The organism is Sorangiineae bacterium MSr11367 (assembly GCA_037157805.1).
GTDB lineage: Bacteria > Myxococcota_A > Polyangia > Polyangiales > Polyangiaceae > Pendulispora > Pendulispora rubella.
Map to the genome: position 1 here is coordinate 12,598,034 of CP089983.1, position 26,417 is coordinate 12,624,450.

General features: G+C 62.3%; 26 protein-coding genes and 1 pseudogene. 15 read left to right on the forward strand and 12 right to left on the reverse strand.

The window, feature by feature from the left end; genetic code table 11:
- Positions 1–68: 68 nt before the first annotated feature.
- Positions 69–2,366, reverse strand: a complete 2,298-nt coding sequence (locus tag LVJ94_49055) for a phospholipase C, phosphocholine-specific (protein ID WXB04831.1) — start codon at positions 2,364–2,366, stop codon at positions 69–71.
- Between the two features lie 234 nt (positions 2,367–2,600).
- Between LVJ94_49055 and LVJ94_49060 the strand changes: the two genes are divergently transcribed.
- Positions 2,601–4,973: a hypothetical protein gene (locus LVJ94_49060; protein WXB04832.1), complete on the forward strand. Its 2,373-nt coding sequence runs from the start codon at positions 2,601–2,603 to the stop codon at positions 4,971–4,973.
- On the opposite strand, the pseudogene LVJ94_49065 reads toward LVJ94_49060, so the two are convergent.
- The 3 genes and pseudogenes from LVJ94_49065 to LVJ94_49075 form a co-directional block, all read right to left on the reverse strand.
- Positions 4,970–5,120 (reverse strand): annotated as a pseudogene (locus tag LVJ94_49065) (type I methionyl aminopeptidase). The gene LVJ94_49060 and the pseudogene LVJ94_49065 sit on opposite strands and share 4 nt — an antisense overlap.
- Positions 5,121–5,131: 11 nt before the next feature.
- Positions 5,132–5,488, reverse strand: coding sequence for a PDZ domain-containing protein (locus LVJ94_49070; GenBank protein ID WXB04833.1), 357 nt, complete (start codon positions 5,486–5,488; stop codon positions 5,132–5,134).
- Positions 5,472–5,822, reverse strand: coding sequence for a carboxypeptidase-like regulatory domain-containing protein (locus tag LVJ94_49075; GenBank protein WXB04834.1), 351 nt, complete (start codon positions 5,820–5,822; stop codon positions 5,472–5,474). The genes LVJ94_49070 and LVJ94_49075 overlap by 17 nt, the downstream gene beginning before the upstream one ends.
- A gap of 308 nt (positions 5,823–6,130) precedes the next feature.
- On the opposite strand from LVJ94_49075, the gene LVJ94_49080 reads away from it, so the two are divergent.
- Positions 6,131–7,045, forward strand: coding sequence for a LysR family transcriptional regulator (locus LVJ94_49080; protein WXB04835.1), 915 nt, complete (start codon positions 6,131–6,133; stop codon positions 7,043–7,045).
- Positions 7,046–7,110: 65 nt separating this feature from the next.
- Here LVJ94_49080 and LVJ94_49085 read toward each other — a convergent pair whose 3' ends face one another.
- Entirely contained in the window at positions 7,111–7,545 is a 435-nt protein-coding gene (locus LVJ94_49085; GenBank protein ID WXB04836.1) for a hypothetical protein, read from the reverse strand.
- A 588-nt stretch (positions 7,546–8,133) separates the two neighbouring features.
- Here LVJ94_49085 and LVJ94_49090 point away from each other — a divergent pair.
- From LVJ94_49090 to LVJ94_49135, 10 genes are all read left to right on the forward strand, one after another.
- Positions 8,134–8,514 carry an ATP-binding cassette domain-containing protein gene (locus LVJ94_49090; protein ID WXB10821.1) on the forward strand — a complete coding sequence of 127 codons (381 nt, stop codon included), beginning with the start codon at positions 8,134–8,136 and terminating at the stop codon, positions 8,512–8,514.
- Between the two features lie 747 nt (positions 8,515–9,261).
- Positions 9,262–9,546 (forward strand): hypothetical protein, encoded by a 285-nt coding sequence (locus tag LVJ94_49095; protein ID WXB04837.1) that lies wholly within the window; start codon positions 9,262–9,264, stop codon positions 9,544–9,546.
- Positions 9,546–9,842 (forward strand): hypothetical protein, encoded by a 297-nt coding sequence (locus tag LVJ94_49100; GenBank protein WXB04838.1) that lies wholly within the window; start codon positions 9,546–9,548, stop codon positions 9,840–9,842. Before LVJ94_49095 ends, LVJ94_49100 begins: the two co-directional genes overlap by 1 nt.
- Positions 9,843–10,230: 388 nt before the next feature.
- Complete coding sequence (locus tag LVJ94_49105) at positions 10,231–10,674, forward strand: hypothetical protein (GenBank protein ID WXB04839.1); 444 nt, start codon at positions 10,231–10,233, stop codon at positions 10,672–10,674.
- Positions 10,675–10,694: 20 nt separating this feature from the next.
- A complete protein-coding gene (locus tag LVJ94_49110) occupies positions 10,695–11,123 on the forward strand; it encodes a MarR family winged helix-turn-helix transcriptional regulator (GenBank protein WXB04840.1) in 429 nt (142 codons plus the stop codon).
- Between the two features lie 161 nt (positions 11,124–11,284).
- Entirely contained in the window at positions 11,285–12,058 is a 774-nt protein-coding gene (locus LVJ94_49115) for an SDR family NAD(P)-dependent oxidoreductase (GenBank protein WXB04841.1), read from the forward strand.
- 235 nt (positions 12,059–12,293) lie between these two features.
- Entirely contained in the window at positions 12,294–13,406 is a 1,113-nt protein-coding gene (locus tag LVJ94_49120; protein WXB04842.1) for an efflux RND transporter periplasmic adaptor subunit, read from the forward strand.
- Positions 13,403–16,561, forward strand: coding sequence for an efflux RND transporter permease subunit (locus LVJ94_49125; protein WXB04843.1), 3,159 nt, complete (start codon positions 13,403–13,405; stop codon positions 16,559–16,561). The genes LVJ94_49120 and LVJ94_49125 overlap by 4 nt, the downstream gene beginning before the upstream one ends.
- Positions 16,562–16,607: 46 nt before the next feature.
- A complete protein-coding gene (locus LVJ94_49130) occupies positions 16,608–17,504 on the forward strand; it encodes an NAD(P)/FAD-dependent oxidoreductase (GenBank protein WXB04844.1) in 897 nt (298 codons plus the stop codon).
- Positions 17,505–17,507: 3 nt separating this feature from the next.
- The gene (locus tag LVJ94_49135) at positions 17,508–17,795 is read left to right on the forward strand and encodes a hypothetical protein (protein ID WXB04845.1); all 288 of its coding nucleotides are present in this window, start codon (positions 17,508–17,510) and stop codon (positions 17,793–17,795) included.
- A gap of 99 nt (positions 17,796–17,894) precedes the next feature.
- Here the strand turns inward: LVJ94_49135 and LVJ94_49140 are convergent, their stop codons facing one another.
- The 6 genes from LVJ94_49140 to LVJ94_49165 form a co-directional block, all read right to left on the reverse strand.
- Positions 17,895–18,053: a hypothetical protein gene (locus LVJ94_49140; GenBank protein ID WXB04846.1), complete on the reverse strand. Its 159-nt coding sequence runs from the start codon at positions 18,051–18,053 to the stop codon at positions 17,895–17,897.
- 575 nt (positions 18,054–18,628) lie between these two features.
- The gene (locus tag LVJ94_49145; protein ID WXB04847.1) at positions 18,629–18,826 is read right to left on the reverse strand and encodes a hypothetical protein; all 198 of its coding nucleotides are present in this window, start codon (positions 18,824–18,826) and stop codon (positions 18,629–18,631) included.
- A gap of 4 nt (positions 18,827–18,830) precedes the next feature.
- Entirely contained in the window at positions 18,831–19,268 is a 438-nt protein-coding gene (locus LVJ94_49150) for an Hsp20/alpha crystallin family protein (GenBank protein ID WXB04848.1), read from the reverse strand.
- Positions 19,269–19,477: 209 nt separating this feature from the next.
- Entirely contained in the window at positions 19,478–19,867 is a 390-nt protein-coding gene (locus LVJ94_49155; GenBank protein WXB04849.1) for an Hsp20/alpha crystallin family protein, read from the reverse strand.
- A gap of 43 nt (positions 19,868–19,910) precedes the next feature.
- Complete coding sequence (locus LVJ94_49160; protein ID WXB04850.1) at positions 19,911–20,378, reverse strand: Hsp20/alpha crystallin family protein; 468 nt, start codon at positions 20,376–20,378, stop codon at positions 19,911–19,913.
- 58 nt (positions 20,379–20,436) lie between these two features.
- A complete protein-coding gene (locus tag LVJ94_49165) occupies positions 20,437–20,646 on the reverse strand; it encodes a hypothetical protein (protein ID WXB04851.1) in 210 nt (69 codons plus the stop codon).
- Positions 20,647–21,002: 356 nt separating this feature from the next.
- Between LVJ94_49165 and LVJ94_49170 the strand changes: the two genes are divergently transcribed.
- Together LVJ94_49170 and LVJ94_49175 are read left to right on the forward strand one after the other, a co-directional pair.
- Complete coding sequence (locus tag LVJ94_49170; GenBank protein ID WXB04852.1) at positions 21,003–21,767, forward strand: hypothetical protein; 765 nt, start codon at positions 21,003–21,005, stop codon at positions 21,765–21,767.
- Entirely contained in the window at positions 21,743–22,228 is a 486-nt protein-coding gene (locus tag LVJ94_49175) for a hypothetical protein (GenBank protein ID WXB04853.1), read from the forward strand. The genes LVJ94_49170 and LVJ94_49175 overlap by 25 nt, the downstream gene beginning before the upstream one ends.
- 987 nt (positions 22,229–23,215) lie before the next feature.
- On the opposite strand, the gene LVJ94_49180 is transcribed toward LVJ94_49175, so the two are convergent.
- Positions 23,216–24,061, reverse strand: a complete 846-nt coding sequence (locus tag LVJ94_49180; protein WXB04854.1) for an oxidoreductase — start codon at positions 24,059–24,061, stop codon at positions 23,216–23,218.
- 98 nt (positions 24,062–24,159) lie between these two features.
- Here LVJ94_49180 and LVJ94_49185 point away from each other — a divergent pair, with 98 nt between their 5' ends.
- On the forward strand, positions 24,160–25,164 hold the full coding sequence (locus LVJ94_49185; protein ID WXB04855.1) for a LysR substrate-binding domain-containing protein: 1,005 nt from the start codon (positions 24,160–24,162) through the stop codon (positions 25,162–25,164).
- The last annotated feature ends 1,253 nt before the right edge of the window (positions 25,165–26,417 follow it).

The following is a 26,417-nucleotide window of genomic DNA, read 5'->3' on the forward strand; positions in this document are numbered from 1 at the left end:
GCGTTCATTGTCGTCACGCGAGAGACGTTCGACGATCTCGAGCCGGCGAAGGCACACGCCATCGAAGGTTACCGGAGCTCCAATGCCTCGCCGCCCATCCTCGGATCCGTCGCGCTCCTCTGCCCCGTTTCGACATGGCCCGCGAACCGGCGCAAAACCGGATCTTCCCCCTCCGTCGTCACCAGCAAGTCGAACCAACGGGAGCTCCGAGACAAATCCCACTTCTCGCGCGCCGACGTTCCTGCGGCCACGCGGACGGTTCGCGGATGATCCGGATTGAACGCGTTCGCTACGACGAAGATGCGGTCCTCGGGGCCGGGATTCTCGAGCCTCAGCGCCACATTTCCCTCGCTAGGAATGTACTCGAGCGTGACCTCGGGCAGCGTTTTGGCATCCACCGATCCGCGGCATTCGTAATAGTAGCCATTCGGGCCGTACACGGACAAATGGTATATTCCCGCCAGGGCGCCGGACGTCGACGGCGCCCAGCTATCGGAGAGTGATTTCCCTGCCTCCACCGTATATTGCCAAGGCCCTTGGTGATCGTTCGCGGGCTGGACCACGTGGTTGGGCGTGGTAAATACCGTATCGTCCCGGTCGTAGACCTTGTCGGAGTCGTCGTAGAGGGTCCCCTCGCGTTGGTAGACGATGAACGGGGCGCCCGCGGCCCCGGGGTTCGCGAAGTCGAGCCAGACCTTCCTCGCCGCCGGATCCACGCGAGCGGCCGTCCGCATCTCGTAGGGCAAAGGACGCGCAGGGCGTTGCCCGCGCGCTTGAATGGGCTTCGTCTGCGAAGCCGGACGTTGCGGGTACGAGGTGCGTTGGTACACCTCGTCCGCCGCCTTCACGTAGCCGCTCGTATCGGGCAACGTCGTCACCCACGCCGCGTCTGGGGTCTTGAAGTCGAACGCGGATGTCAGATCTCCGCAGACGGTGCGGCGCCAAGGTGAAATGTTATCGCACTTGACGCCGAAGCGCTTCTCGATCAATCGCAAAACGGACGTGTGATCGAACACCTGGGAGCATACCCATCCTCCCTTGCTCCACGGGGACACCACGAGCATGGGGACGCGAGGCCCGAGGCCGATCGGAACGCCATTGTAGTTCTCCTCGTCCACACACACCGTGCTCAGCCCCTGGTAGCCATAATGGCGTGTATTCACGGGAGGTACGTACGGTGGGACGTGATCGAAGAGCCCATCATTTTCATCGTAATTGAGGATGAAGATCGTCTTCGACCACGTATCTGGATCCGACGTCAACGCCTCCAACACTTTGTCCACGAACTCCTGCCCCGCGGCGGGACACGCGGTCGGATGCTCGCAATAGGCATCCGGACAAATCACCCACGCAACCGACGGCAGCTGCTTTCGTTCGACGTCCGTCTTGATGGCGCGCGCCACCGTCTCGGCGGGGGTCTCGTGTCCCTGGGCAGGCGTATACGCTCTTCCCCGCGCATAGAGTTCCGATGATTTGTCCAACTTGCGAAAATAGCTATGGTACGCGAACGAGTTGCACCCGTAATTCGATAGCGCCTGATAGACCTTCCAGGCCACCCCATGCTCTTGCAATTGCTGGGCATAGCTCTTCCACGATAGTCCGGACCAGGGCTCGTCCTTGTCCATATCGCCCGTCCAATTGTTGTCGAGCTCCTGCCCCTTCAGACGCTTCTTCGTATTCCCGTCATGTCCGCTCATCGTGTACACGCTCGCACCGCTCGTATAATACTGACGATTGGGCTCCGTATTCCCAAAGATCGAGCAGTGGTACGCGTCGCAGATCGTGAATGCATTCGCCAATTGGTAATAGAAGGGCAGATCGTCCTTGGCGTGGAAGTACCCCATCGACATCTCGCTCTTCAAGGGCACCCACACGTCCCAGTTCTTGAAGATCCCCTGCTCGAGCTTCCAACTATGATCCGTGCCTTGGAGGTACTGGGCTCGGGTTTTCTTCGCGTTCAACCGGAACGGCAACACATACGGGAGCCGGTTTTGCGCGGCCGGATCGCCCTCGTACCACGCGTCCTTCTCGTGCCAGTGATCGAAGCCCACATTTTGGTGCCCGGAGCGCCTGTCTCCGTGTCGTCCCACGGGCTGATACCAAACAGTGCGCCCCGACGGCAACGGGACGGGCCGAGGATCTCCGAATCCTCGAACCCCATTGAAGGTGCCAAAGTAATGATCGAACGAGCGATTTTCCTGCATCAGCACGATGATGTGCTCGACATCCTGGAGGGTCCCCGAGACGCGGTTCGCGGGGGTGGCGAGGGCCGCTTGGATGCTCTTCGGCAGGGCCGCGAGGACGGCCGCTGAAGTCGCTGCAGAGACACCGAACTTCAGGAATTGCCGACGATCTTGCTTGGACATAGTGGACGCGGACCCTACGGCGACGATGTGACCATCGGGTGTCGTCGAGAACAAAATCGCACGACGACGCGCCTCGGCAACGCGCCACTCGTGAACTCGTTGTGTGGTTTGAGAAGGTGCCAGCCAAATCCCACGCGCGATCGGTTACGCATGGCCCAAGTTGCGCACTTTCTGCAAAACATTCGGTGACGGATCTTCGCGCGTGACACCAAACGCCTAGCAGGAGGTGTTGGTGTGTCCCTATTCAGCGTGAAGCAATTCAGCGTGGTAGCTGCAGCGGCGCTGCTGTCGGTCAGCTTGGGGCCCGAGCGAGAACCGACGGCTCCTCCGGAATTCATCCTTGCGGACATCTACGATGGCGCCCTCGCCTCGGATGGCACGAACTACTTGGCCGTCTACAACAACCGCTGGGACGATGGCGCCTCGATCGCCGTTACGCCCATAACCGCCGAGGGCCAGGTGCTCGCGCCCCGGGGTCGCGTGATCCATCGCGGCGGCCTGTTTGGTGGAGGGTTTTCGCCCGCTGTTGCCTACGGGGCGGGCATTTTTCTCGCAGCGATGACCACCACGACCGGGCTCGATCTCGTGCGCCTCGACGCTACCGGCACCCCCCTCGATACGACGCCGATCCCTCTTTCCGCCTCCGATCCCGACGCCCCCGCCATTGCATTCGACGGAGTCAATTTTCTCGTAACCGATCGCCCTAGGAATCCGATTTGGGCATACCCAAGTCAAAGTTGGCGCGTGAGCCCGTCGGGGCAGGTTCTCGATGCGACCCCCATCCCATTCGGGGGTGTCCGCGCGATCTTCGACGGAACGAATTACTTGGTCGTGTCGTTCAATTCGATCGAGGCGCAACTACTAGGACAACATGTGCGCCCAGACGGCTCGCTCGTCGAAAGTTCGCCGATCGTCCTCGCGGAGTCGGTGGAGTTCAACCGGCTGAGCGCCCCGAGTGTGGCATGCGACGTTACGGGGGGCTGCCTTCTCACGTGGTTGGAGCGTCTTCAAGAGGACCGATTCTCCCTTCAAGGGAGACGCATTGCGCCCGATGGTACGTCCGGGGATCCGCTGTCGGGCTTTCCCATTTCGAAGTCGCCCATTACGTGGGCCAACTTCACGGCCAGGCAGTACCAGCAATTGAATACGGCGGTATGGTGGGACGGCGCGGCCTACAACGTCGCCTGGCCGAACGGGTGGCAAATCCTCGGAGCCCGGCTGAATGGCCCCAAGACGGAAGATCTCGTGGATCGGGTCCTTCAGTCGATCGATCCCGTGCCGGAAAATGAACCAGGCAAAGTGTCGGTCGCACAGGGCACCGGCGGCACCTTGATGAGTTGGCAAATAGGTGATGGTAATCAGCGAGGGGCGCATGTTCGTGCCCTTCGACTGGATTCAGGGCCGGTTTTACGGAATGTCAGTTTTCCGATTGCGTTCAATCGATTCTCACAGGGGACTCCGCAGATCGCCTCGAACGGATCGGGCTACCTTCTGACTTGGGGGCAGGCCGGGCTGAAGTTCGCCCGTCGCACCGACGCTCAGGGAAACCCCGTCGATGAACAGCCGTTGCCCATCCTGCGCGATTTCCGTGCGATGGCCGTCGCCTCCGTTGGGGCAGATTACCTCGTCGTGGGCGAAGATCATTCGGACGACGGGTTTTCGGACATCTTCGGTATCCGTATTCCCGCGCAGGGTCCACCGGGGGAACCCTTTGCCATTTCGGCTCGCCGCACGGGCGATTCGAGAGGACGCGAGGAGCGTCCGGTGGTGGCGGCCAGTGACCATGGCTACCTCGTTGCTTGGGTGGATGGGCGAAACAGCGATGAGACCCACCCCGCTCAGCATTTCATGACTCGCGTCTCACCCGACGGTATCGTGCAGGATCCGGGCGGGATCCTCCTCGTTGACGAGGGATGGCCGTTTCTGGATTTGGCCTCCGACGGCACGAACTTCATGGCAATGACCCTGCTCACCGAGGTCGAGTCCGATCCGCAGAGACCCGTCACGATTGCCATCGATGGAAAAACGGGAACGGTTGGTGCGACAACGATACTTTCGACGGAGTGGGGATACGCGGACGTGCGTCTCCAGTATTCCAATGGCCAGTACCTCGCCCTCTGGCCCGGAGCCGGGGGCCAATTGAATGCGATGCGCGTCGACCCGAGCGGTATGCCCATCGATCCGAGTCCATTCATCATTCGCGGGCAGCTCGGGAACCTTCGATTCCCCGGCGTCGTACCAACTCGTTCAGGTTTTTTCGTGGTGTGGTCCGACCGTCGCAATGGCGAGCGACACGCTGGCATTTACGGCGCGCACGTTTCATCCGCCGGGGTCTCCAGTCCGCCGAACGGAGAGCTTCTCTTGGCGGATGCGACGTACGACTTCGATCCGAGCCCCCGGCTCGCCTCCGTCTCGCCCGAGCAAGCGATGCTCACGTACGCGCGATTCGATGGAGACGAAAACACCGCGCATCGAGCCCATCTCGCGCACTATCGCCTGCTCACCCTCCACGACGCGGAGACGACACCGGCGATCGCGAACCAAGGTTTCCGCGAACTCGTCGCTCGGGTGGGGCGATGGATCGCGTCCTTGATCCCGATTGGCTAAAGCGTGGTCGTCGTCTCGCAGCCGGTGCGCGTCACCACGAGGGGGGTGCTCGAACTGCGCAGAGAGCCTCCCGTCGGCGGTCACCACCGTCCAAACATCGTCGAGCAGCACGACCTCGGGGCGGCCGAGGTTGATCATGGGCTCGATGCCCGCGCGACTCACTGAGGCTTGCCGGCGGTCGCGCGCTTTTCGGGCTGGAGGACGACCGTTTCCCCGCGGCGCAGGCCGAGGGTGACCGTCGTGCCCTGAGAAACCGTGATGAGCGCGGGATAGAGGTACCCGTTCGCCCCGGTCACGTCCTGGCCCTCGACGGATACGATCTCGTCGCCAGCCTGAAGGCCCGCCTTCGCGGCTGCCCCGCCGGGACGCACCACGCCGATGAGGCGTTGGACTTGATCGAGATCCGTTCCCGGAGGCGGCTCCCGAAGGGTGTAGCCCAGGTCCGCGGGTGGCTCGCCGAACGTATTTCGACGGCGTGGAACGCGAAGCGGCGGCAGCTCATTGACGGGCGTCACCGAGAGCGTGGTAGGTCGCGGGCGGTAGTTCGGCCAGACGATACGCACCGCCGGTGCCCGTCACCGTGCATCGAGGCTCGCGCATGTCCGCCGAAACCAACGTGGGTGACCACCCGGAGATGCACACGGTGGCTTCCGCGACCGGCGCGCCGCTCGCATCGGTGACGCGGCCCGCGATCGTTGCGCGGGTAGGGGGAGACTCGTCCGGCTCGGCAGGCACCATGGCCTCGCTCGGCGCGGAGGTGGGCTCCGGGACGTCTTCCTTCTCCGCGCCGCCCGAGCTACGGCGTAGTTGCCATACGCCAAATAGGCAACCGAGTAAAATCAGGCTCAATAGCCATTTTCACGTCGTGCGTAAATGCATTCACCGCATACCGACACGGCGTGACTCTCATTCCTTTGATACGAAATCGACGCTGGCAAATCACGACACCCATCATGTCACGACCACCACCACCGACGGTATCGCCGACGAGTGGCGCGCCGCTTCGGCTCAAACGGGAACCCATCGTCGGGCGGCAGCGGAATTGCGGCCTTGGCGTGTCACTCCCGTGTGGACGGTGTCGCTGTATGGCCTGCGCGATACGGTCCGGGAAAATAGAGATTTCGCTATGTAAGAATGCTAAACTGATTGGACGAATCATGGTGGCGACACTCGATGACATCGTGCTGTTCAGCGTGTTCTCGCGCGTGGTGGAAAAGAAGTCGTTCACGGCCGCCGCGGCGGCACTCGGGGTGACGAAGGCGACCGTGAGCCAGCGCATTGCCACACTCGAGGACCGGTGCGCGGCACGCCTGTTTCATCGAACCACGCGGCGGCTATCGGTAACCCATGAAGGACAACAGCTCTACGAAGCCTGCATGAACATGACGCTCGATGCGGATAGCGCGGCAACGCTCATCGATCGCGTCGGCCGTATCCCTTGCGGGCAGTTGCGCGTGACGGTGCCGACAGGTTTCGGAGTCAGCGAGGTGGTTCCGGCGCTTGCTGCGTTCTACACCCGATTTCCAGACATTACCGTTGGCCTCATTCTCACGGACCAGCAGCTGGACCTGCTCGAGCACCGCATCGACGTGGCCATCCGCGTCTCGAATCACCTCGCCGATTCGGCGTACGGCGGTCGAAAGATAGGAGACGTTGCGATGGTGGTCTGCGCTGCGCCGAGCTACCTGGAAAAACATGGCGAGCCACGCGGGCCAGGCGATCTTTCGAGCCACTCGTGTCTCGATTTCTTGCCTTCGACGAACCGATGGGCCTTCCGTGTAAACGGAAAGGACGTCGTCGTTCCGGTTCGTGGCCCTTTCCAGTGCAACGATATCCTGGCCCTTCGCGAGGCCGCCATTCTCGGCAGTGGCCTTGCCATGCTTCCGCGTCCTCTCGTAGCGGAACACATCGATGCTCGAAGACTCCGCCCGGTGCTGTCGGAGTTTGCGAGACCGCCGCTCGCCATATGGGTTCTCTATCCGGACAAGCGGAACATACCTGCAAAGGCGCGCGTCTTCATCGAGCACGTTGCTGCGTGGGTTGCCCGAACCCACAGCGCGTCGGAGAGCTGAGGCGCGTGGATGGAATGAGCTGCCCGTCCGGAGGGGCCTCAGCTCGTGACGTGGGATTCAGGAGATCAGATGGCGTCTGCCGTTACGGTCGTCCGACCAACGAGCATTCCGCCCTTGGTCCAAGTCAAGTCGACGGAGACGGCGCGCCTCTCGTCCATGCCGACGTCGACGTAGGTGGTGCTCGTTCTCATACCGTAGATTTCGTGGTTGAAGCGCTTTGCAAGCTGGGCCTCGAGGTGCTCGTCCGGCCTGCCAGGAGCATGAACATCGACCGTGAGATCGTCGTAGTCGTTGACCCTGGGATCCAACAAGAGGACATCGACCTCGAAGTTGGTGCCAATGTGCTCGACGCTCAGACTGACGTCCCTGCCGGCGAGGGTGCCATGCGCTTCGGTGGTCCTCCTCCAGTCGGTCGCGGAAGATGTTGCGCTGATGGGGACGATGATCGCGAGGGCGGCGAGGGCGCCGAACGCGGACGTGGCGCGAGTGCGGATTTTCATGAGGCCTCTTTCCATGGTTTTGCTCGTTGCCACCGACTTATGTTCGGCAGTGAGCGTGCGAACGCCGTCTGATGTGCGGCATTCGCGGTGGGTAGTGTTTAGTTCTTATTGGAAGGTGCTTCCGAGCCCGCTCGAGGAATGTCGACGTCGGATGTCGGCCCGATAAGTGAATATCTTGGGCCATTGGCCCAACCGCTGCGACAACGGAGAGTGCACCGGCTAGTCTCAGAAGACTACAGCTTTCGCCGTACAAGACTGTTCGGCTCAGTGAACAATCCTTCGGCCGAACGCCCTCGTCCGCCTTTTGCGCATCATCTCATTGCCCGATGTTCAGTCTCCGTCGCACGCTTCCCGAAGCCGCTCCGCATCGAAGGTCTCACACCGTGCTGCGTAGCGATGGACGAGAGCAGACCGTGAACGGGCGAGACCAATGCGAAGTCGAAGCTCCTCGTGGAACTCGGCCCAGGCCACACCGTCGGAGAGGTTCGGGGGAACTGGATTCGTGACAATCGCGTTCGAGACCAGTCGCTCGCATGCGGGCCACGCCATCGCCTCGCCGTTCTCGTGAAGTCTTCCTGCAGCGAAAGCATGGCGGGCGAGGAGTCGATTCAGCGTCTTTCCAAGCCCTGCATACTCTCCGACACCTTCGCATTCAATGTGCTCATAGGCCGCCGCTGGCCCTCGCGAGAGGAAGACCTTCGCGAAGCCGCAACGATTTGCCGGGAACTCGGACTCGGCCCCCTACTGGACCGTATGCCAGGGGGCCTGATGCAGCGAGTCGGAGAGACAGGGTGGCGGCTTTCCCACGGTGAACGGAGCCGGGTGTACCTGGCACGTGCGCTCCTTCAGGGGGCCGAACTCGTGATCCTCGACGAGAGCTTCGCTTCGCTCGACCCCGAGACACAGAAGCAGGCGCTCGAATGCGCGATGAAGCGTGCGCCAACGCTCATGGTGATTGCGCACCCATAGGTGTCAAGCGCGATATATAGCAAATAGCGCCCCGCATCTCATTAATCGTTCCATGGGCTCCAGCTCTCCCCAAATGGAATGAGGGTGGCGGTTGAAGGAATTGGAAGCTCCCCTAATTCTCGAGCGAATACGAACGACGTTGCAGATGCAACATCTGTTGCATGAGCACGCGAAGTGCATACAGGTGCCGACGCATTCGATTCTTGAATTGCGCCTTCGTCTGGCGATCGTGTGGCCGCGGCACGGTGCCAGTGTTACTGTCCCCCATCATGAGCGGCAGCCGCGTGTTCGCGCAGAAACCTCAGGCAGCTACGAACACCAAGCTTTCCTCGCCCAAATCCGTGCAGCAACGAAGCTCGGTGGCGTTAGAGGAGATGCCACCGTTCCCCGAGGTACGCTTCCAGCGCGACTTCTCCAACATTCCCGCTCATGGCCCCGAGGGGCCGCGTCCTCATGCCCTGCACGCAGTAAGGTCTCCAACGCGCTTCCGCTCGCGCGCAGCCGCCGAGGGCCCCGCGATGCAAGCGAAGCTCACCGTTGGTGCCGTAGATGATCCGCTCGAGCGCGAAGCCGATCGCGTGGCCGAAGCGGTGATGGGTGTGCCAACTGAGACGGCCGCGACGAGCGCGGAGGCCCTCCAGCGCAAATGTGCGGCGTGCGGAGAGGAGGACCGGCGGGATGCCCTGCAGCGAAAGGCCGAGGGCACGGCCTCCACACGCGCGCCTGCCAGCATTGGTGACGTGCTCGATGCTCGGAGAAGCTCTCGGCCATCTAAGGCGCCTGCCAGGCGGCGAACGGGTGAGTGCATTTAGGCAATTTGCCAGGCAGATCACGAAAGCGACGAACGGCCAGTGGTCGGCGAAGGTGGCTTCTGCTAGCAACGCGACGGTTTTTGCAGGCGAAGGTGGGGAGGCCCTCGTCTTCGATCCTGCGGGCAACATGTTTCGAGGCCAGTTGAGTGATGAGGTGGCATTTGTCCGCCTAAAATACGGCCTGCTCGAAGTAAACTTCAACCTGCTACGGAGGCTCTAATGAGTCGATCGGATGTAATACTCCCCCCGAACGAAGAGGGAGCGAAACGTGTTCTCGCGAGCATCGACGATCCCGTCGTAAGAAACATTGTTCAGCTCTGCGTGACGGAAGCCCGCATGCGCTTCATACGCGGAGAAGCCATGAGCGACGACGAATGGGAGGCGCAGCTCCCAGCAGCTCCTTTCGATATGGAATTTTTTGCGTCAGTCGTGAGCAAAGTGTTTTCGAGACGATCCGTCATCGACGGTATCATGCGTGGCGAGAGCATTGCGCGGGCCACCGGCTGGGATGTGTAGTGATCGCTAGTGGATGCGTTGCACCGAGACGGACTCGAGCCATGCGACGCCTGGCTCGAATTCCAGGCTCGTTACGCTGGTTACGAGGAGTGCCTCGGCAACGAGGTGGCGATCTGGGGGCTTGTGCATCGAGACCCGTTCTATCTTGCCGCGAACGAGGTTGAACCGGACACGGTGGACGGACGCTTGTTCCTTGCGTGCGCCGATGTGCACCCATCGTTTGCCTATCGCCTCTATCAGAACGGCGAGACCGACCATGCCTACTTTGGGCTCTCTTCGGTTCCATCGAATCTCTGAAACGGCTTATCGAGCGTAGCCATGGCTGCGGATGTTCACGAGAGCCCATGACTCGTCTCGTCTTCGACTCGAGCCGTTCGGGTAAGCCGCGTTGCAGGATACCCGTGACGCGGCGTACCGCCCATTGAAAGAGCGGCGCGGGGACGTCGGACATGCGACGGCGCTTCTCTTCGCGAGCCAAGGAGTCGCGCCCTCGGATCCGGACCCGTTCCTGAAAGCCGTCGACGCGCATTTCCGCTCGCGGGTTGGACGTTCGATGACCGACCGCGAGCTGGAGACCGCCGAAGTGTGCAGGCTGAGAGGCGGTGCGGACGACGAGGCCGCGCGCGTGATCGCGAAGTCGCTCCGTGGCATCGGTAACGCGTTGGCGTGGAAAACGCTCTCGGATCAGCGCGAAGCGCAGGCTACCGGCGCGGTCGCCGCGGAGGTGAGGTGCTCATCGGCCATCCGTCCGCTTCGGCGGCGACGTCCGCGAGCAAGCCGCGAAGGCCCTTCCTCGTCGTCGCCGACGCGCAGCCTCTTGACTTTAGGTTGATATCAACCATAATGGGGTGCATGAAAGCGTCACGCTTCCCGCTCGGGCCCGGCGAATGCTTTAGCTTCGCGCTCCGACGGGCGGCGAGGGCCGTGTCGCGCCAGTACGACGAGGCGCTCGCGCCGCTGGCGCTGAACAATGGGCAATTCTCGATGTTGGCGCTGCTTGCGGAGCTCGGGCCCCTCCGGATCCAGAAGGTCGCCGAGACGCTCGTGATGGATCGCACGACGGTTACCGCAGCCCTGAAGCCGCTCCAGCGAAGAAAGCTGGTTCGCGTAGACGTCGCCGGGGACGATGCGCGTGCGCGGGAGGCCGTACTGACGCCGGCCGGGGAGGCGCTGCTCAACAAGGCAATGCCGCTCTGGCGGGTGCAACAAGAGCGTCTGAAGAAGATGCTCTCGGCGGAGGACGCCGAGGCTCTCCGCGCACATCTCGGGCGTCTCGTCTGACCGGCATCCCAATGCGGCCCGTTCCTCTCGCGTCTCTTTCGGCAGTGATGGTTGATATCAACCTATTGGTTACCGCATCACGAGAACCTCGTTGTCCGGCTGCGGACGCAAGCGTGGAGGCTAGCGGTGAACATCCCACGTGATTCACGAAAGGAATTCCTATGAAACTCACAGGTCGCACTATCCTGATCACTGGAGGCTCTGCGGGTATCGGCCTGGCTTTCGCCCTCAAGTTTCTTGAACTCGGAAACGAGGTCATCGTGACGGGTCGCCGCCAGTCGGCTCTCGATGACCTAAAGCGAAACCATCCGAAGCTCCAGACCATTCAAAGCGACGTCGCAGATCCGGCGCAGATCGCCGCGCTCGCACGGCGCATGAAGGCTGAATATCCAAAGCTCGACGTTCTGATGAACAACGCGGGCATCATGCTCCACAAAAACCTCAAGGCTCCGGCGGCTGACCTCGACGGATTGATGACGGAGATGAACGTCAACGTGGGCGGCGTGATCCGCACCACCTCCGCGTTCATCGACATCCTTGCCGCTAACGAGGGCACCGTCATCAACGTATCCTCCGCCCTCGCTTTCGTGCCGCTGCCGTCTGCGCCGGTCTACTGCGCCACCAAGGCGGCGGTTCACTCCTATACGCAGTCGCTCCGGTTCCAATTGGAAGGAACGGGCGTCGAGGTGATCGAGCTCATGCCGCCTGTGGTGAAGACCGAATTGTCGACAGACCTTGCGAACGGCGACGGCTTCACTTTGCTGACGACGGACGAATTGGTGAAGCAATCCTTTGCGTCGCTCAAGAAGGGAGCGCTCGAAGTTCGACCGGGGCAGGCCAAACTCCTCGCGTTGATGCGCCGCATCGCACCTGACTTCATCAACCGGCAGCTCTGGAAAGCGTCGAAGAGACTGCTTCCGGTCAGGGCGGGATAGCGATGCCCGTTCCTCACGCGTTTTTCTTGGCGGTAAAGGTTGGTATCAACGTAGTGGTTGCCCCACGACGAGAACCTCGTTGTTCGGGCGCGTCCCTCGAAAAACCCGACGATGTCGCCCGAATCATCCTCGAGGCGGGCCGGCGGCATTCTCCTGCGGAACTCGGAGCAAGCAAATGAAGAGCGGTGTGCACGGCGCGAAGGGGGTTCCGGTCTGCATCGCTGTAGGTGCAACCATGTTCTCGGCAAGAACCAAATTTGCCATTTTTCACATCCTCGCCGCTACCAGTCTGTCCGTGCTCGCGTCAGGCTGCCACCATCCGCCGAGCAGCGACCCCCGAGTCGAGCCGCCGCTGGCGCGGACTGCCGTCGTCGAAAACAACGCGTCGTCCCTCGCGCGGTCGTTCACTGGAACGGTGGCTGCGCGCGTGCAGAGCGATCTGAGCTTTCGCGTCTCTGGGAAGGTTCTCGCGCGGCTCGTCAGCTCGGGACAGCAGGTGCATCGAGGACAGCCGCTCATGCGACTCGACGACGTCGACCTGAGGCTCGCGTCGAATGCCCAACAGGAGTCCGTCGTCGCCGCCGCGGCGCGCGCACGCCAGGCCACGGACGACGAGACGCGTGACCGGAACCTCGCTGCGGATGGCGCAGTACCGGTTGCAGCCTACGAACGCATGAAGGCGAACGCAGAGGCGGCGCGTGCCCAGTTGAAGGCGGCCGAGGCTCAAGCGAAGGCCGCCCAGAACGCGAGTGCATACGCACTCCTCGTGGCGGACGCGGACGGCGTGATCGTCGAGACGCTGGCCGAGCCAGGCCAGGTCGTCGCGCCCGGTCAGACCGTCGTGAGGCTCGCACAGCACGGACCACGCGAAGCAGTCATTCAACTGCCGGAGACGTTGCGGCCGGCGCTGGGATCGCCGGCGCAGGCCGCGCTCTACGGCCGCGCGGGCGTGGTCGTTCCGACGCGCCTTCGAGAGCTGTCGAGCGCGGCGGATCCGCTGACGAGGACCTTTCAAGCGAGGTACGTCTTGGAAGGGCCGCTCGCGGATGCAGCGCTGGGCACGACCATCACCGTCCACGTGCCTGGTGACGGGGCGGCGGCGGATCTGCGCGTCCCGGTCGGCGCTCTGTTCGACTCCGGCGGCGGACCTGGTGTGTGGACCGTCGTCGATCAACCCGGTCACGTGACAGGGCGCGTGACGTGGCGCTCGGTGAAGGTGAATCGCATCGACGACGACACTGTCAGCGTGAGCGAAGGTCTGAAGCCGGGCGATCGAGTCGTCTCGCTCGGCGCGCACGTGCTGCACGAGGGGCAGGAAGTCCGACTGGGCGCGGCGGGGAAGCCATGAGCAGCTTCAATCTCTCCGCGCTCGCCGTTCGTGAGCGCTCCGTCACCCTCTTCGCCATCCTCCTCATCGCCATTGGGGGACTCATCGCGTTCTTCAAGCTGGGACGCGCCGAGGATCCCGCATTCACCGTGAAGGCGATGACCGTGGTCACTGCGTGGCCGGGCGCGACCGCGCAGGAGATGCAGGATCAAGTCGCGGAACGGCTGGAGAAGCGCCTCCAGGAGCTCCGCTGGTACGACCGCTCGGAGACGTTTGCGCGTCCCGGCCTGGCCCTCACGGTCGTGCAGCTCCGTGACGACATGCCACCGTCGGAGGTTCCGGAGGAGTTCTACCAAGCGCGCAAGAAGATGGGCGACGAGGCGCTCCGTCTCCCGGCGGGCACGATCGGCCCGATCATCAACGACGAGTACTCCGACGTGACGTTCGCGCTCTACGCTCTGAAGGCGAAAGGCGAGTCGCAGCGAGCTCTCGTGCGCGAGGCCGAATCGCTCCGCCAGCGTCTGCTCCACGTCGCTGGGGTCAAGAAGGTCAACATCCTCGGCGAACAGGGCGAGCGCATCTTCGTCGCCTTCTCCCACGATCGCCTCGCAACACTCGGTCTCTCTCCGCAGGACATCTTCTCCGCGCTCGTGACCCAAAACCTCGTGACGCCGGCGGGCTCGATCGACACGCGCGGACCCGAGGTCTTCATCCGCCTCGACGGAGCGTTCGACGAGCTTCAAAAGATCCGCGACACGCCGATCGTGGCGCGGGGACGAACCGTCAAGCTCTCGGACGTGGCGAGTGTCGAGCGCGGATACGAAGATCCCGCGACGTTCCTCATTCGCAACGACGGCGAGCCGGCTCTGCTCCTCGACATCATCATGCGCGAAGGCGCGAACGGACTCGATCTCGGGACCGCGCTCGACAAAGAGGTCGCGGCCATCAACGCGGGTTTCCCCGTCGGCATCACCCTCTCAAAGGTCACCGATCAGGCGGTGAACATCCGCTCGGCCGTGGGCGAGTTCATGGTGAAGTTCCTCGTGGCCCTCGCCGTGGTCATGCTCGTCTGCTTCATCAGCATGGGGTGGCGCGTGGGCATCGTCGTTGCCGCCGCCGTCCCCCTCACGCTCGCGAGCGTGTTCGTCGTCATGAGCTTTACCGGCAAGAACTTCGACCGGATCACGCTCGGCTCGCTCATCCTCGCGCTGGGCCTGCTCGTCGATGACGCGATCATCGCCATCGAGATGATGATCGTGAAGATGGAGGAGGGCTACAGTCGCATCGACGCTTCGGCCTATGCGTGGAGTCACACCGCGGCTCCGATGCTGTCCGGAACGTTGGTGACCGCAGTCGGCTTCATGCCGAACGGTTTCGCGCGATCGACGGCCGGTGAGTACACGAGCAACATGTTCTGGATCGTCGGCATTGCGCTGATCGCATCCTGGATCGTCGCCGTCGTCTTCACGCCGTACCTCGGCGTCAAACTATTGCCCGAGATCAAGAAGATCGAGGGAGGGCATCACGCCATCTACGACACGCGAACGTACAACCGGTTCCGGCGCCTGCTCGCCCGCGTCATAGGGCACAAGTTCCTCGTGGCGGTTGCCGTCGTCGCTTTCTTCGTGGTTGCCCTCGCCGGCATGGGTGCAGTGCGCAAGCAGTTCTTCCCGACCTCGGACCGTCCGGAGGTGCTCGTCGACATCCAAATGCCGTACGGGACCTCGATCGAGGAAACGAGCGGGGCGACGAAGAAGGTCGAGGACTGGCTCGCGAAGCAGTCAGAGGCGAAGATCTTCACCTCCTATATCGGTCAAGGCGCGCCCCGCTTCTTCCTCCCGCTGTCGCCCGAGCTGCCCGATCCGTCGTTCGCGAAGATCGTCATCCTGACCGGGAGCGAGGAGGAGCGCGAGGCGCTCAAGTTGCGTCTCCGTCGCGTCGTCGCCGACGGCATTGCTCCCGAAGCTCGCGTTCGCGTCTCGCAGCTCGTCTTCGGCCCCAATACGCCGTTCCCCATCGCGTATCGAGTCATGGGCCCGGACCCGAACAAGCTGCGCGAGATCGCCGCCGATGCCCGCAAGGTCCTGCAGGCGAACCCGATGATGCGTACCGTGAACGTCGACTGGGGCGACCGCACTCCGACGCTCCATTTCTCGCTCCAGCAAGATCGCCTGCAGGCCGTCGGACTGACGTCGAGCGCCGTTTCGCTGCAACTCCAGTTTCTCCTCAGGGGTGTTCCCATCGCAGACGTCCGCGAGGACATTCGATCGGTCCAGGTCGTCGCTCGTTCGGCCGGAGAAACGCGTCTCGATCCCGCGCGAATCGCGGACTTCACCCTCGTCGGATCGGCCGGTCAGCGCGTACCTCTCTCGCAGGTGGGGACCGTGGAGCTCCGCATGGAGGACCCGATCATTCGTCGTCGGGATCGCACACCGACCATCACGCTGCGCGGTGACATCGGCGAAGGGCTGCAGCCCCCGGACGTTTCGGCTGCGGTTCTGAAGGAGCTCGGTCCGATCATCGGTCGGCTCCCCGAGGGATACCGGATCGAAGAGGCGGGCATCACCGAAGAATCCCGTAAGGCGAGCAACGCCATCCTGCCTCTCCTCCCGATCATGCTCGCGTTGACGCTGCTCATCATCATCCTTCAGGTTCGCTCGATGTCTGCGATGGCGATGGTGTTCTTGACGGCGCCGCTCGGTCTCATCGGCGTGGTGCCGACGCTGCTGATCTTCCGACAGCCGTTCGGTATCAACGCGCTCGTCGGGCTCATTGCGCTCTCAGGCATCCTGATGCGCAACACGCTCATCCTACTCGGACAGATCGACCACAACCTGAAGGAGGGGCTCGCTCCGTTCGATGCCGTCGTCGAAGCGACGGTTCAGCGTGCGCGGCCCGTCGTCCTGACCGCGCTCGCAGCCATCCTCGCCTTCATCCCGCTGACACACTCCGTGTTCTGGGGAACCCTGGCGTACACGTTGATCGGCGGCACCTTCGCCGGAACGATCCTCACGCTGGTCTTCCTTCCGGCGATGTACGCCATCTGGTTCCGCATCAAGCCGAAGTCCAAGGAAGAAGAAGAAGCTGGCAGAGGGCCCAGCAAGCAGACCGATCAATGGCGCGACGCCAACGCGGACGTCCCGGCGCTGGCCGAGGTGCGCGCGAATGCCCGCTGACGCGGCCGAGACCACCCCCTCCATCCACAACACGGAGCCCATTACCATGAATGACGTCATCATCATCGGCGGAAGCTTTGCCGGCCTCGCCGCCGCCCTGCAGCTCGGCCGTGCCCGCCGCAAGGTCACCGTTCTCGATACCGGCTTGCCGCGCAACCGCTTCGCCGGTCACTCGCATGGCTTGCTCGGTCACGATCACAAGCCACCGCTGGAAATCCTGGCCGAGGCGCGCCAGCAGCTTGCGCGTTATCCCACGGTCAAGCTGGTCAATGCCCGGGCCGACAGCATCTCCGGCACCATCGACGATTTCTCAGTTCTCACTGGTGAGGGGGAAAACCTCAGGGCGCGTCGGCTGATCCTGAGCTATGGCGTCACCGACCAGATGCCTAACGTTCCGGGATTTGCGGAAGGCTGGGGCAAATCCATCGTGCCGTGTCCCTATTGCGACGGCTTTGAGGTCGCCGGCCAGCATTGGGGCCTCGTCTGGTCCGGCCGGCACTCGCACAATCAGGTCAGGCTGTTCCACGATTGGACCGACAGGTTGACGGTCTTCGCCGATGGTCATGACATTCCGCCCGAGATCCGCGCCGATCTGGCGCGCCGCAAGACACCCATTGTCGATGGCCCAATCATCGAGATCGCCCATCACGGGGGCCATAACACCACGGTCAAGCTCGATGCCGGCACCAATGTCGCGGTCGATATCCTGTTTGCGCATCCGCGCAACAAGCCGTCCGCAATCCTGCATGAATCACTGGGCCTCGCCACGGTCGACACTCCCCTCGGGATCATTCTTAAGGTCGACGAGCGCCGCGAAACCAGCATGCCCGGCGTCTACGCTGCCGGCGACCTCGCAAACCCTATTATGCCGCCATCGGTCACCCTGGCATCAGCGCACGGCGCGATGGCGGGTATCTTCGCCCAGCAGTCGATGCTGGTTTGAGGGGTGGAGCGCATCCTGGCAGCAGCCGGCTTCACCGATATCGCTATCGCGCCCTTTGATGCTTCCGTCCCGTTCGGCGCGGGTGGGACGCGGGACGCTGGGATCGAGGACGCGGTGAAGATGACGCTCGAGGTCGGCCCGCTGTCGCGTGTGCTCGCTGATCAGCCCGACGACATCCGCGCCCGCGCCGCGTCCGCGGTTCGTGGCGCCTTCGCGGGCCTCCCCGGCGAGCGTTCGGTGATGATCGACGGCGCGGCTTGGATCGTCATGGCACACAATCCGGCAAGCTGAGAGGGATTATCAGCGGAGTCGCCGCCGCTCGGTGGAGGGGGGCGTCTTTGGCCACACCGGATGGACGCGCCCCCGCCCATCGCCCGTCCGCATCGCGGATCAATCGACGATCGCGTCGACCATGGCTTCGAACATGATTTCGAGAAGCCCTCCGGCTACGCCCGCGCCGACGGCTCCAAGGGTGGATTCGCTCCGCTCGGCGCCCGGGTAGTCAGCGGGGTTGAATCGCAGCGGCGGTGGAAACTGAGGGGCCTTCACCGACGCTCTTCGAAGTGCCGGGCGACCGCTTGGGGACACTTCAGAGTCTGCGGCATGTGCCCAGTGTAGCCGTGAGGACGCGCGCCGACGAGGCCGTGATCTTGCGCGTGAACGGAGGTAGCGGCGCGTACGGGCTCGTGGTGGATAAGCCATGGAAGCGCGCCACGCGGGACCGGGTAACGTAACGCATTGGTATCGACGGGCCGCATTTGATGCCCCCGTTGTTCCAAACGCGCCCGACGCACGGACGACCACGAACTCACCGTCAATGCGAACGACGGCATCGAAGGTCGTGTACATCGCGGCGACTCACCATCTTCCCTGACGGGCACGAACCATGTTTTTTCGTCCCCGGCTCATGCGACTGCGTGAAATGCCCCGAACAGTGGCTCGACTAACGTCACGCGGACGCGAGAAAGCGGCGCACGTCGTCTCGGCTGACCAAGCCTCCCTTGTGCGCTCGAAGCTCGCGCGCGCAAAAGGAAAGGGGCGACACCAGATGGTGCCGCCCCCGTGTGCGCGATCTGCGCGAATTTTATGTTGTGTTGCTGCTACGAACGCAGGGGAACCAGGGCTCAGACACGCTTGCCGATGGCGCCAAGGCCGTTTGGCTGATGAAGGGGTTCCCCACCATGCCCACGTCGCAGGGCGATGCGGGCGGAGTTCCACCAGATCCGGTGCAGCGATCGCTGGCGAAGGTATTCGAGCGATGGTCGGACCACTTCGCTCCGGTCGTTACGCTTTTCGTTGTGCGAGTTGTTCTTCTTGTCCACGTGGTCACTCCGTGAGCTGCTTGGAGTCTTTGCCGTTGCCAATCTGAATCTTGCGCGGCCTGGCCTTCGCCTGTTTCGGGATACGGATGGTGAGCACACCATCCACGAGCTGCGCCGAGAGGTTCGCGTCGTCGAGGTGATCCGCCAGAGAGAAAGCGCGGCTGAAGGCCCCGTACGCGCGGCCAAGGATCGCTTGCTCGCCCTCCTTGCTCTCGAACCTTCGGATCCCCTTGATGGTCAGGACGTGGTTTTCCAGCGTCACGTCGAGATCCTCCTGCTTCACGCCGGGGACATCGCAGACGAAGACGACGTCATTCTCACTTGTGCGCACGTCGATGGAAGGGTCGAACGTGCGTGTACTCGTCGCCGTACCGAGCATGGATCCCATGACGTCGTCGAACAGGTGATCCAGCGTCGAGACGGCATCCCATCTGGTCAACATGGAAACGCCTCCTTGATAGTGAATCGGCTGCTGAAAAAGCTATTAAGTTCTGATCTAGAGCGAGTTAAGACCGGTCGCCGGCGTCGATGCGCCGCCGCGAATGCATCGGGCTTCTTCTTTTCGTTCATTTGCCGAAGGACGCGGCCTATGGTGCGCAGCGCCTGCATCCGCGTGGGTGCGTTGCAATGGCACTCGGGCAGCAAGGCGTGTTACCCAGCCTTCACTTCGACGCGACGGGGTTTGAGAGCTTCCGACTTGGGTAACTGAATGCGGAGAACGCCGTCAGCAAACTGGGCTGAGATCCTCGCTCCATCGATCCCCTGGGGTATCGCGAAAGCTCGGTGGTAGTCGCGCGGCTGATACTCGCCGGCTACGAGCGTTCCCGACGGCTGCAATTCCGTGCGCCGCGCTTCAATCGTGAGCTGCCCTTTATCGAGGTGGACGTTGATGCTGTCCTTCACGGCGCCTGGGAGATCGGTAAGGAGCAATACCTCATCGCGATTTTCGTAGACGTCGACCGACGGGGCCACCGTTGCGCGCGATTGGATGCGTTCCGGGACGTGCGTGCCTTGTCGGCTAAGACTCTGATTCGTGTTCATGTAAACTCCTCCTTCCTTCAATAGATGTTTCCCAGTGTCACACTCACTGGGCACGGACCGCTATCTGTCGAGGTTGCGCTTCGGGCGCCTTGGGCAGCTCGATGGTCAGTACCCCGTCCTTTACCGATGCGGTGATGCGTTCCGCGTCGACTTTGCACGGGAGCGAAAAGCTGCGCGAGAATTCGACAGCTCCGCGTTCTTGCCGATGCACCGAGTACCCTTCCGGTGTGGCGGATTGACGAGCGCCGCCGATCGACAACGTGTTGCCACCGCCACCGATGTGGACCTGAAGGTCGTTCTCGCGGAGCCCGGGTACGTCGGCATGGACCACGAACTGCGTGCCTGCGTCGTACAAATTCACGTGCGGCCAAGTAGCGGCGGCGAGCGACGTTGTGCGCCAAGCGGGCGCGCCGCGGTCGAACTCGAAGTCCTGCCAGAGGCCATCCATGCGGCGCCGCAAATCATCGAATATCGAAAACGGGTCAGAAGTAAATCCGAAATGATTGAACATGAATTCCTCCTCTCGTGGGTTGGCATAATCCGGTAGGTGTTGCCGAGTGGACGATCGTCTACGCGGCTCGCAAACGGCGCCACAGTCGCGCAAGCGCGTCGGGACGCTCGAGCACCGACCGCACACCCCGCTCTTCATCGGATGGGCGATCGAGTGCGATGTAGTTTTTGATCTCGGGGAGGCCCGCGAGCGGATCCACGAGGTCGTTCTCCGTGCACTCATCGAGTACGAACGGGTCTTCGAGCGATTGATAGTTCCGAGTGCGCATGGATGCCTCCATCAATGGGCGACGCGGATTCGCAGGACGTCATCCGCCGCGAGGACACCCTAGATGAGGGCACCAAGCGACCGCGCCGCCAGCAGGTTTGCTATCACGAACCAAGGGATAATCATGCCCTTTTGCTCGTCAAGACCCCGCCCATACCCAGCTCGTACTCGTGCCCTTAGCCTCCCGCGACGACCGGGCTGAACGGGCGGCGTCCACGGCTTCCCGATGCGAAGTCCCGGGCAGCTCGCCTCAGCCTGGGCCCATCGCGGGGCCGTCATCTGCCACCGGTCCGAACGAGGGTGCCAACGTCGGGCGTTACCAAAGAGATGGATCCTGACGAGCGAGAAGATGACCGGATGTACATTTTGAAGCCGGCATCGAAGCAATGGGGCTGGGGAAAATTGCTGCAGGTGCTGCTCGCGGTCCCCGTCGCCGCCATCTGCTGTGGCGTGGCGTGGTGGCTGACCATCCTCGCGATGAGCGGTTTTTCGGAAATCGCCTTCTTCGTGGCCTGGCTTGTCGGCGCGTTCGTCTTTATCGGCGTGATGGTCATCGGAATTAGGACCGACGGGAAGTTCCTGCGGCCCGCTCTTGAATTCCTCGTTCTTATCGTACTCGTGGCGTGGGGACTCGCGCTCAACTTCGTGATGCCCGACTCCTGCCAGGCAGACCCTTGCGGTGGGCTATCCAACGAGTTTCAATTCCTTGCCGCGCCCTATGTCTTTGGGCTTATCGCGCTCCATGTGGCAACCGCGCTGGCGTACAGGATCTCGCGGAAGCATCCCGGCGCGCTTCCTCCGCTAACCGAGGTCCTCGTTGCCGCCGCGCTCCTCGTGGGCATCGCGCTGCATGCACTCATCGCGGTGCAATTTGGCGTCACGACCCTTGCCCTTGGTCTCGCCCCGCCGGCGGTGCCGGCCGCAACGCCGCTGTTGACCATTGCACTGTATGGCGCGGAGCTCGTCCAACGCCTTCGAAGGCGAGGAGGAGAACGACTGGTGGTCGCGGGCAAATTCGTCGTGCCCACCTATCGGGAGACGGGCTTCCCATCGTCGCGGAACTCGGAGCGCGCGCGCATCCACACCTGTTGCTCAAGGTGCTCGCCGCTTCTCCGCTGTTGATTGGCATCTACTCCCTCGCGATGGCGCTGCTCTTCTTAGAGTGGACGGCAGCGGCGAAGGCCTTCACGGCGACATGCGGCCACACGTTCTCCCAAATTCCGATCCAGCCAGCCGAAGGTGAATGCCACTACCTGTGCAGCGTCGCCGCGCAAGGCCACGCGCGCATCGTTCGCCCAGAACGATTCGGGATCCGGCGCGGGCGCGTCATCCTGGTGAATCGGCAGCTCGCGATAGCCAATGCCTTCGAGGACCTGCTCCACACGCGATGGCCGCGCTTTGGCCGATTCTCGCGCGCCGTGTACGACCGGCTCGGACTTCCGGTCAGCCGCTACATCCGAGCCCGCTGGATGGCCGACGCAGTTTACCTCGTCATGAAGCCGGCAGAGTGGGCCTTCTACGTCGCCTTGCTCCTGTTGGATTCCGAGTCGCCCGAGCAGCGAATCGACAGGATGTACCGGTAGAGCGATCGTACCAATGCCGTGTTCTGGTCCGTCGCGCCTTGCCGCCATTGCAGCGGCATTCCTCGTGCTTTTCGTCGGGCTCGCGGTCCGTAAATGGACGGGGGGAGCTATTGCGCTCGGCTTCTGCTGGGCGATCGAATTCGGGCAACTCTCGTCCATCCCGGCTTCGCTCGCGAAGCGGAGCATGCTGGCCCGACTCGTCCTTGGCACCACGTTCAACACCCCACTTGTCCCGCTGCGAGTGTCTGCGCCAGCAGAAGCTACCTCAGCAAGGCTGCGAGGCCCGATCACGTGCAGTCTGCAACCGTTTCTCACGCTTTGTGCCGCCCCCACAGCCAAACGGGCCTATTTTTCGCACAAAAGCAAAAAAACCAGGGTCTGAAACCCTGGGTCTACTTCGTTCTCTTCTGCTACCGACTAGCGCCTATCTCAGCAGTGGAAAGAGCAATAATTCTGCCGTGATTTTCTTTGTTTTGGCTCCGACAAGGCGTTCCAGAGCCCGGACAAGGCGTTCCAGAGCCCCGGACAAATCGTTCCGGAGCTGTCTGGAACCTCTTGTCGGACCTGGCTTTTCTCGGTGAAAACGGGGCATTGCGAGTCCTTGAGCTCGGCGCGCCAAATCTCGGTGGCGTTGCCCAGTCTCTTACTACCGTCGGCGACGGTGGTCCCCGAGCACGGGCGCCCCAGGTGAGTATTTGTAGCGCCTGCTTACTGCCGAGAGAGAGAATCTCAGCACGTCTAATCTGAGAGGCCCAGCACGCTGTTCCGCGCTGCGACCTATGGCCCGCCGTCTTCGCCTTCGCCGTTCCGCGCGTTGAAGGTGCGCTTGCTTTCGTTGCTGACGCGCGTTGGACAGCTTTCAATACTGCCCAATGCCGTAGACGCTGTTCGACGTCTATTGGAGGCGCCTGCTCAACGCTGCCGACATTCGTCTCGAGCCGTTCGCCAGCCTCCACTCGCCGTATAATCGTTGGCCCATCAGGAGGCTCAGTCGACGTTTGTCGACGTCGTTGTCGATTCCCAATCCGCCATTTCCCGGCGCAACTCGTCCAGCTTCTTCTGTACGTGCGAGAGCGCGTCCGGGCCCAAGATGAGGTGCGCCGGTGGCGCCGCGCTATCGACGAGCTTGAGGATCGCGGCGGCAGCTTTCGCGGGGTCGCCCGGCTGTCGACCGTGGTGCTCCTGCCTGCGGTGTCGCAATGGCTCGAAAAGTGTGTCGTAGTCCGAGATGCTCCGAGCCGAGCGCCTCATCGAGCGGCCCGCCCAGTCCGTGCGGAACGAGCCCGGCTCCACTGCCGTCACGGCGATGCCGAACGCGGCGACCTCTTGTCGCAGTGTTTCCGAGAACCCTTCGAGCGCGAACTTGCTCGCGCAGTAATAGCCAACGCCGGGAAAAGCAACGAGTCCGCCCATCGATGTGATGGTAATGATCCGTCCTTTCCGACGCCGCCGCATGAAGGGCAGCACACTCTTGGTGACGGAGATTGTGCCGAATACGTTCACCTCGAATTGGCGTCGTAACTCGTCGATGTCAGACTCTTCGATGATGCCCTCATGACCATAGCCCGCGTTGTTCACGAGCACGTCGATCGAACCGAAGTCTTTCTCGAGCTCGGCTACGACCTTCTCGATGTCCTTCTCGTGTGTGATGTCGAGTATCGGGGCAACGGCTCGCCCAGGCGCAAGCGCCTCGAACGCGGAGCGCGCGACGCTATCGCGGACCGTTCCGAAGACGCGATGTCCGCTCGCGAGCGCGGCTCTGCTGAGGGCCTGTCCGAGACCCGAACCAGCACCCGTGATCAAGAAGTTCTTCGGAGAGGAAATCGTCATCATCGCACCTTCTTTGTTGTTGGTGCTGGCAACGTTAGGCTCGATGAACTGCTCGGACTATCGTGTATAACTCGAACGGTCTATGAGGCTAAGAGGGTATAATGCGTGGGTCCGAATTTGCAGAATTGCGAGCGTTCGTCGCCGTGGTTGATCGTCAAAGCTTCGTGCGCGCGGCGGAATCTCTCAGCATCGCGCCCTCCAGTTTGAGCCAGACGATTCGCTCGCTGGAGACGCGCCTCGGCGTGCAGCTTCTCGCTCGCACTACGCGCAGTGTCGCGCCGACAGAAGCCGGTGCTCGCCTCTACGCGCGCTTTCGCGCCGCCATGATCGAAATGGACGCCGCCGTCTCGGACGTTCTCGATCGGCGTCACGAGGCAGCCGGGACAGTGCGCTTGCATGCGCCTCGACTTGCGGTCCAAACCTTCGTCGAGCCGCTTTTGGGCGAGTTCAACGCGCGCTATCCCGCTGTCGTGCTCGACATCTCGGTGAACGAAGTCTCGCTCGACATCGTGAGAGAGGGACTCGACGTGGGAATGCGTCTGGGCGAATCGATTGATCGCGACATGGTAGCCGTCCGTCTCGGGAAGCCATTCCGCACGTTGGTTGTCGCTTCTCCCGAGTATGTCCGGAGTCATGGTGCACCGAAATCTCCCGCCGATCTCCGTAACCACCTTTGCATTAATTGGCGCCAGCCCGGAACCGAGGCCCTCTACAAATGGGAGTTCTTCAAAAACGGGCAGTGGTTTTCGGTGGCGGTGCAGGGGCCACTCATCACTTCACACAAGGATTTGGCACTGACCGCAGCACTTCAAGGGGTCGGGATCGCCTTTTGGGCCGATTATCGCGTGCAGACCTTCATCGAACAGGGGCGGCTAATGGCCTTACTCGAGCGGTGGTGTGCCCCTCATCCGGGTTGGTTTCTCTACTATCCGAGACAGCACGGCGCCGCCCCGGCGGTCAAGGCGTTCGTGAACTTCCTCCGCGATGCGTGGAGCCCGACACAGGTGCTGAACGGTAAGGGGCGAGCGACTCGTACCGACACGCCAACGTTGCCGGAAGCGTCATGTCCCTCTGCCTCGAGGAAAGTCCCTCGTCGAGGCGTCTGACGTGGGCCGAAGGTCGTCGAGGCGTGCGGCATCGCGAACCGTGCGCATTAACCCCGCGCCAACCCCGGCCCCGTTGCCCATCTCGTCGAGTGAATACGCGCTCAACGCGACCACGAGCTTTCGCCCTTCGAGGCTATCGACAAGGTGCATGCCCGCCGCCCGAAGCGTCTCGATCGACACTTCTTTGGAGCGGATTACAGCCCGGCACCAGCGATTGTCTTGTTGGCGTTGATCTTCACAATGCCTATTTCTACGCGACCGCCGGTCGCGTCCAAATGAGATTGCGCCTCGATGGGTGGCTCCCCTCGTGGCCGCGTCCTCGCGAGGGAACAGCTTTGCCGTGATGGATCATCTTCGTAGGCACTCTCCTCTCATGCGCCGCGAGGCACTGGCAACGGGCGCAGACTCTGAGACGCCGCTCACGGCGGTGAGGAAAGCGGTCAAGGCAGTCACGAGGCTCGATGTCGAGAACCCGTCGCTGACGTTCCTGGACGTGTTGAGGTGCGTAGCGAAGCATGGGCGTGCTGCGGGTAGCCTGATCACCACGACCGAGGATCTAACTCGATTTTGGCTCCTCCGCGCTAGATGGCGCGCGAGCAAGCAGAACTTGCTCGCCAATTAGATTGACGCAACCCGTTGTCCTTGGGCCGCAGCATTCCCAATTCGCGTGTTTGAAGGTGACCTTGAAGTCGTCAACGTTCCCACGACTAAAGGCGCGGGTTACGTGGAATTTCGTTGGCTACCGAGACCTTCGTTCCACATCGCAATTACGTTCTCAACCCCGGTCGAGAGTCTAAGCCTCGACGATAAACCAAAGATTCGCCTGTTGGACCTTGGCGATCGAGGAGTTGGACGACGGTGCCTTTGACGGGCTCGGCGCCAACGCACCTGTCTCTCAAGAGTGTTGGCGGATTCGCGGTTACTCACGTCGCGAAGATTGAGCGAGCGAACGGGGACCGTTTACTCCTGCCGAGCTGACTTCCGTACTTGAAAAGTTACGATGGCCGCTATCGTCCGTCCGAGGTGCGTGGACAGCTCCGCTCTTCGTGACGGGGTTCAATCAAAACGGGGGCGCGAATTTGGGAAGAGTGGGCGGGATGGAGTCTCGACAGCTGGCGAACTTGCAACACATCGTTTCCATTACTCGAATGTCGGTGCACCGCTCGAACGTTTGGGTGGACTGTTTGACGAGATGGCAAAGAGCACACTGCGCATGTGCGTTCAATTGGTACGCTGAGGCAAATCCGGCAAGA

Coding starts and splice junctions, on each gene's coding strand:
- LVJ94_49055 (WXB04831.1), bottom strand. CDS start 2,366: ATGTCCAAGCAAGATCGTCGGCAATTCCTGAAGTTCGGTGTCTCTGCA.
- LVJ94_49080 (WXB04835.1), top strand. CDS start 6,131: ATGGTGGCGACACTCGATGACATCGTGCTGTTCAGCGTGTTCTCGCGC.
- LVJ94_49085 (WXB04836.1), bottom strand. CDS start 7,545: ATGAAAATCCGCACTCGCGCCACGTCCGCGTTCGGCGCCCTCGCCGCC.
- LVJ94_49090 (WXB10821.1), top strand. CDS start 8,134: ATGGCGGGCGAGGAGTCGATTCAGCGTCTTTCCAAGCCCTGCATACTC.
- LVJ94_49095 (WXB04837.1), top strand. CDS start 9,262: ATGCTCGGAGAAGCTCTCGGCCATCTAAGGCGCCTGCCAGGCGGCGAA.
- LVJ94_49100 (WXB04838.1), top strand. CDS start 9,546: ATGAGTCGATCGGATGTAATACTCCCCCCGAACGAAGAGGGAGCGAAA.
- LVJ94_49110 (WXB04840.1), top strand. CDS start 10,695: ATGAAAGCGTCACGCTTCCCGCTCGGGCCCGGCGAATGCTTTAGCTTC.
- LVJ94_49115 (WXB04841.1), top strand. CDS start 11,285: ATGAAACTCACAGGTCGCACTATCCTGATCACTGGAGGCTCTGCGGGT.
- LVJ94_49120 (WXB04842.1), top strand. CDS start 12,294: ATGTTCTCGGCAAGAACCAAATTTGCCATTTTTCACATCCTCGCCGCT.
- LVJ94_49125 (WXB04843.1), top strand. CDS start 13,403: ATGAGCAGCTTCAATCTCTCCGCGCTCGCCGTTCGTGAGCGCTCCGTC.
- LVJ94_49130 (WXB04844.1), top strand. CDS start 16,608: ATGAATGACGTCATCATCATCGGCGGAAGCTTTGCCGGCCTCGCCGCC.
- LVJ94_49150 (WXB04848.1), bottom strand. CDS start 19,268: ATGTTGACCAGATGGGATGCCGTCTCGACGCTGGATCACCTGTTCGAC.
- LVJ94_49155 (WXB04849.1), bottom strand. CDS start 19,867: ATGAACACGAATCAGAGTCTTAGCCGACAAGGCACGCACGTCCCGGAA.
- LVJ94_49160 (WXB04850.1), bottom strand. CDS start 20,378: ATGTTCAATCATTTCGGATTTACTTCTGACCCGTTTTCGATATTCGAT.
- LVJ94_49165 (WXB04851.1), bottom strand. CDS start 20,646: ATGCGCACTCGGAACTATCAATCGCTCGAAGACCCGTTCGTACTCGAT.
- LVJ94_49170 (WXB04852.1), top strand. CDS start 21,003: ATGTACATTTTGAAGCCGGCATCGAAGCAATGGGGCTGGGGAAAATTG.
- LVJ94_49180 (WXB04854.1), bottom strand. CDS start 24,061: ATGATGACGATTTCCTCTCCGAAGAACTTCTTGATCACGGGTGCTGGT.
- LVJ94_49185 (WXB04855.1), top strand. CDS start 24,160: ATGCGTGGGTCCGAATTTGCAGAATTGCGAGCGTTCGTCGCCGTGGTT.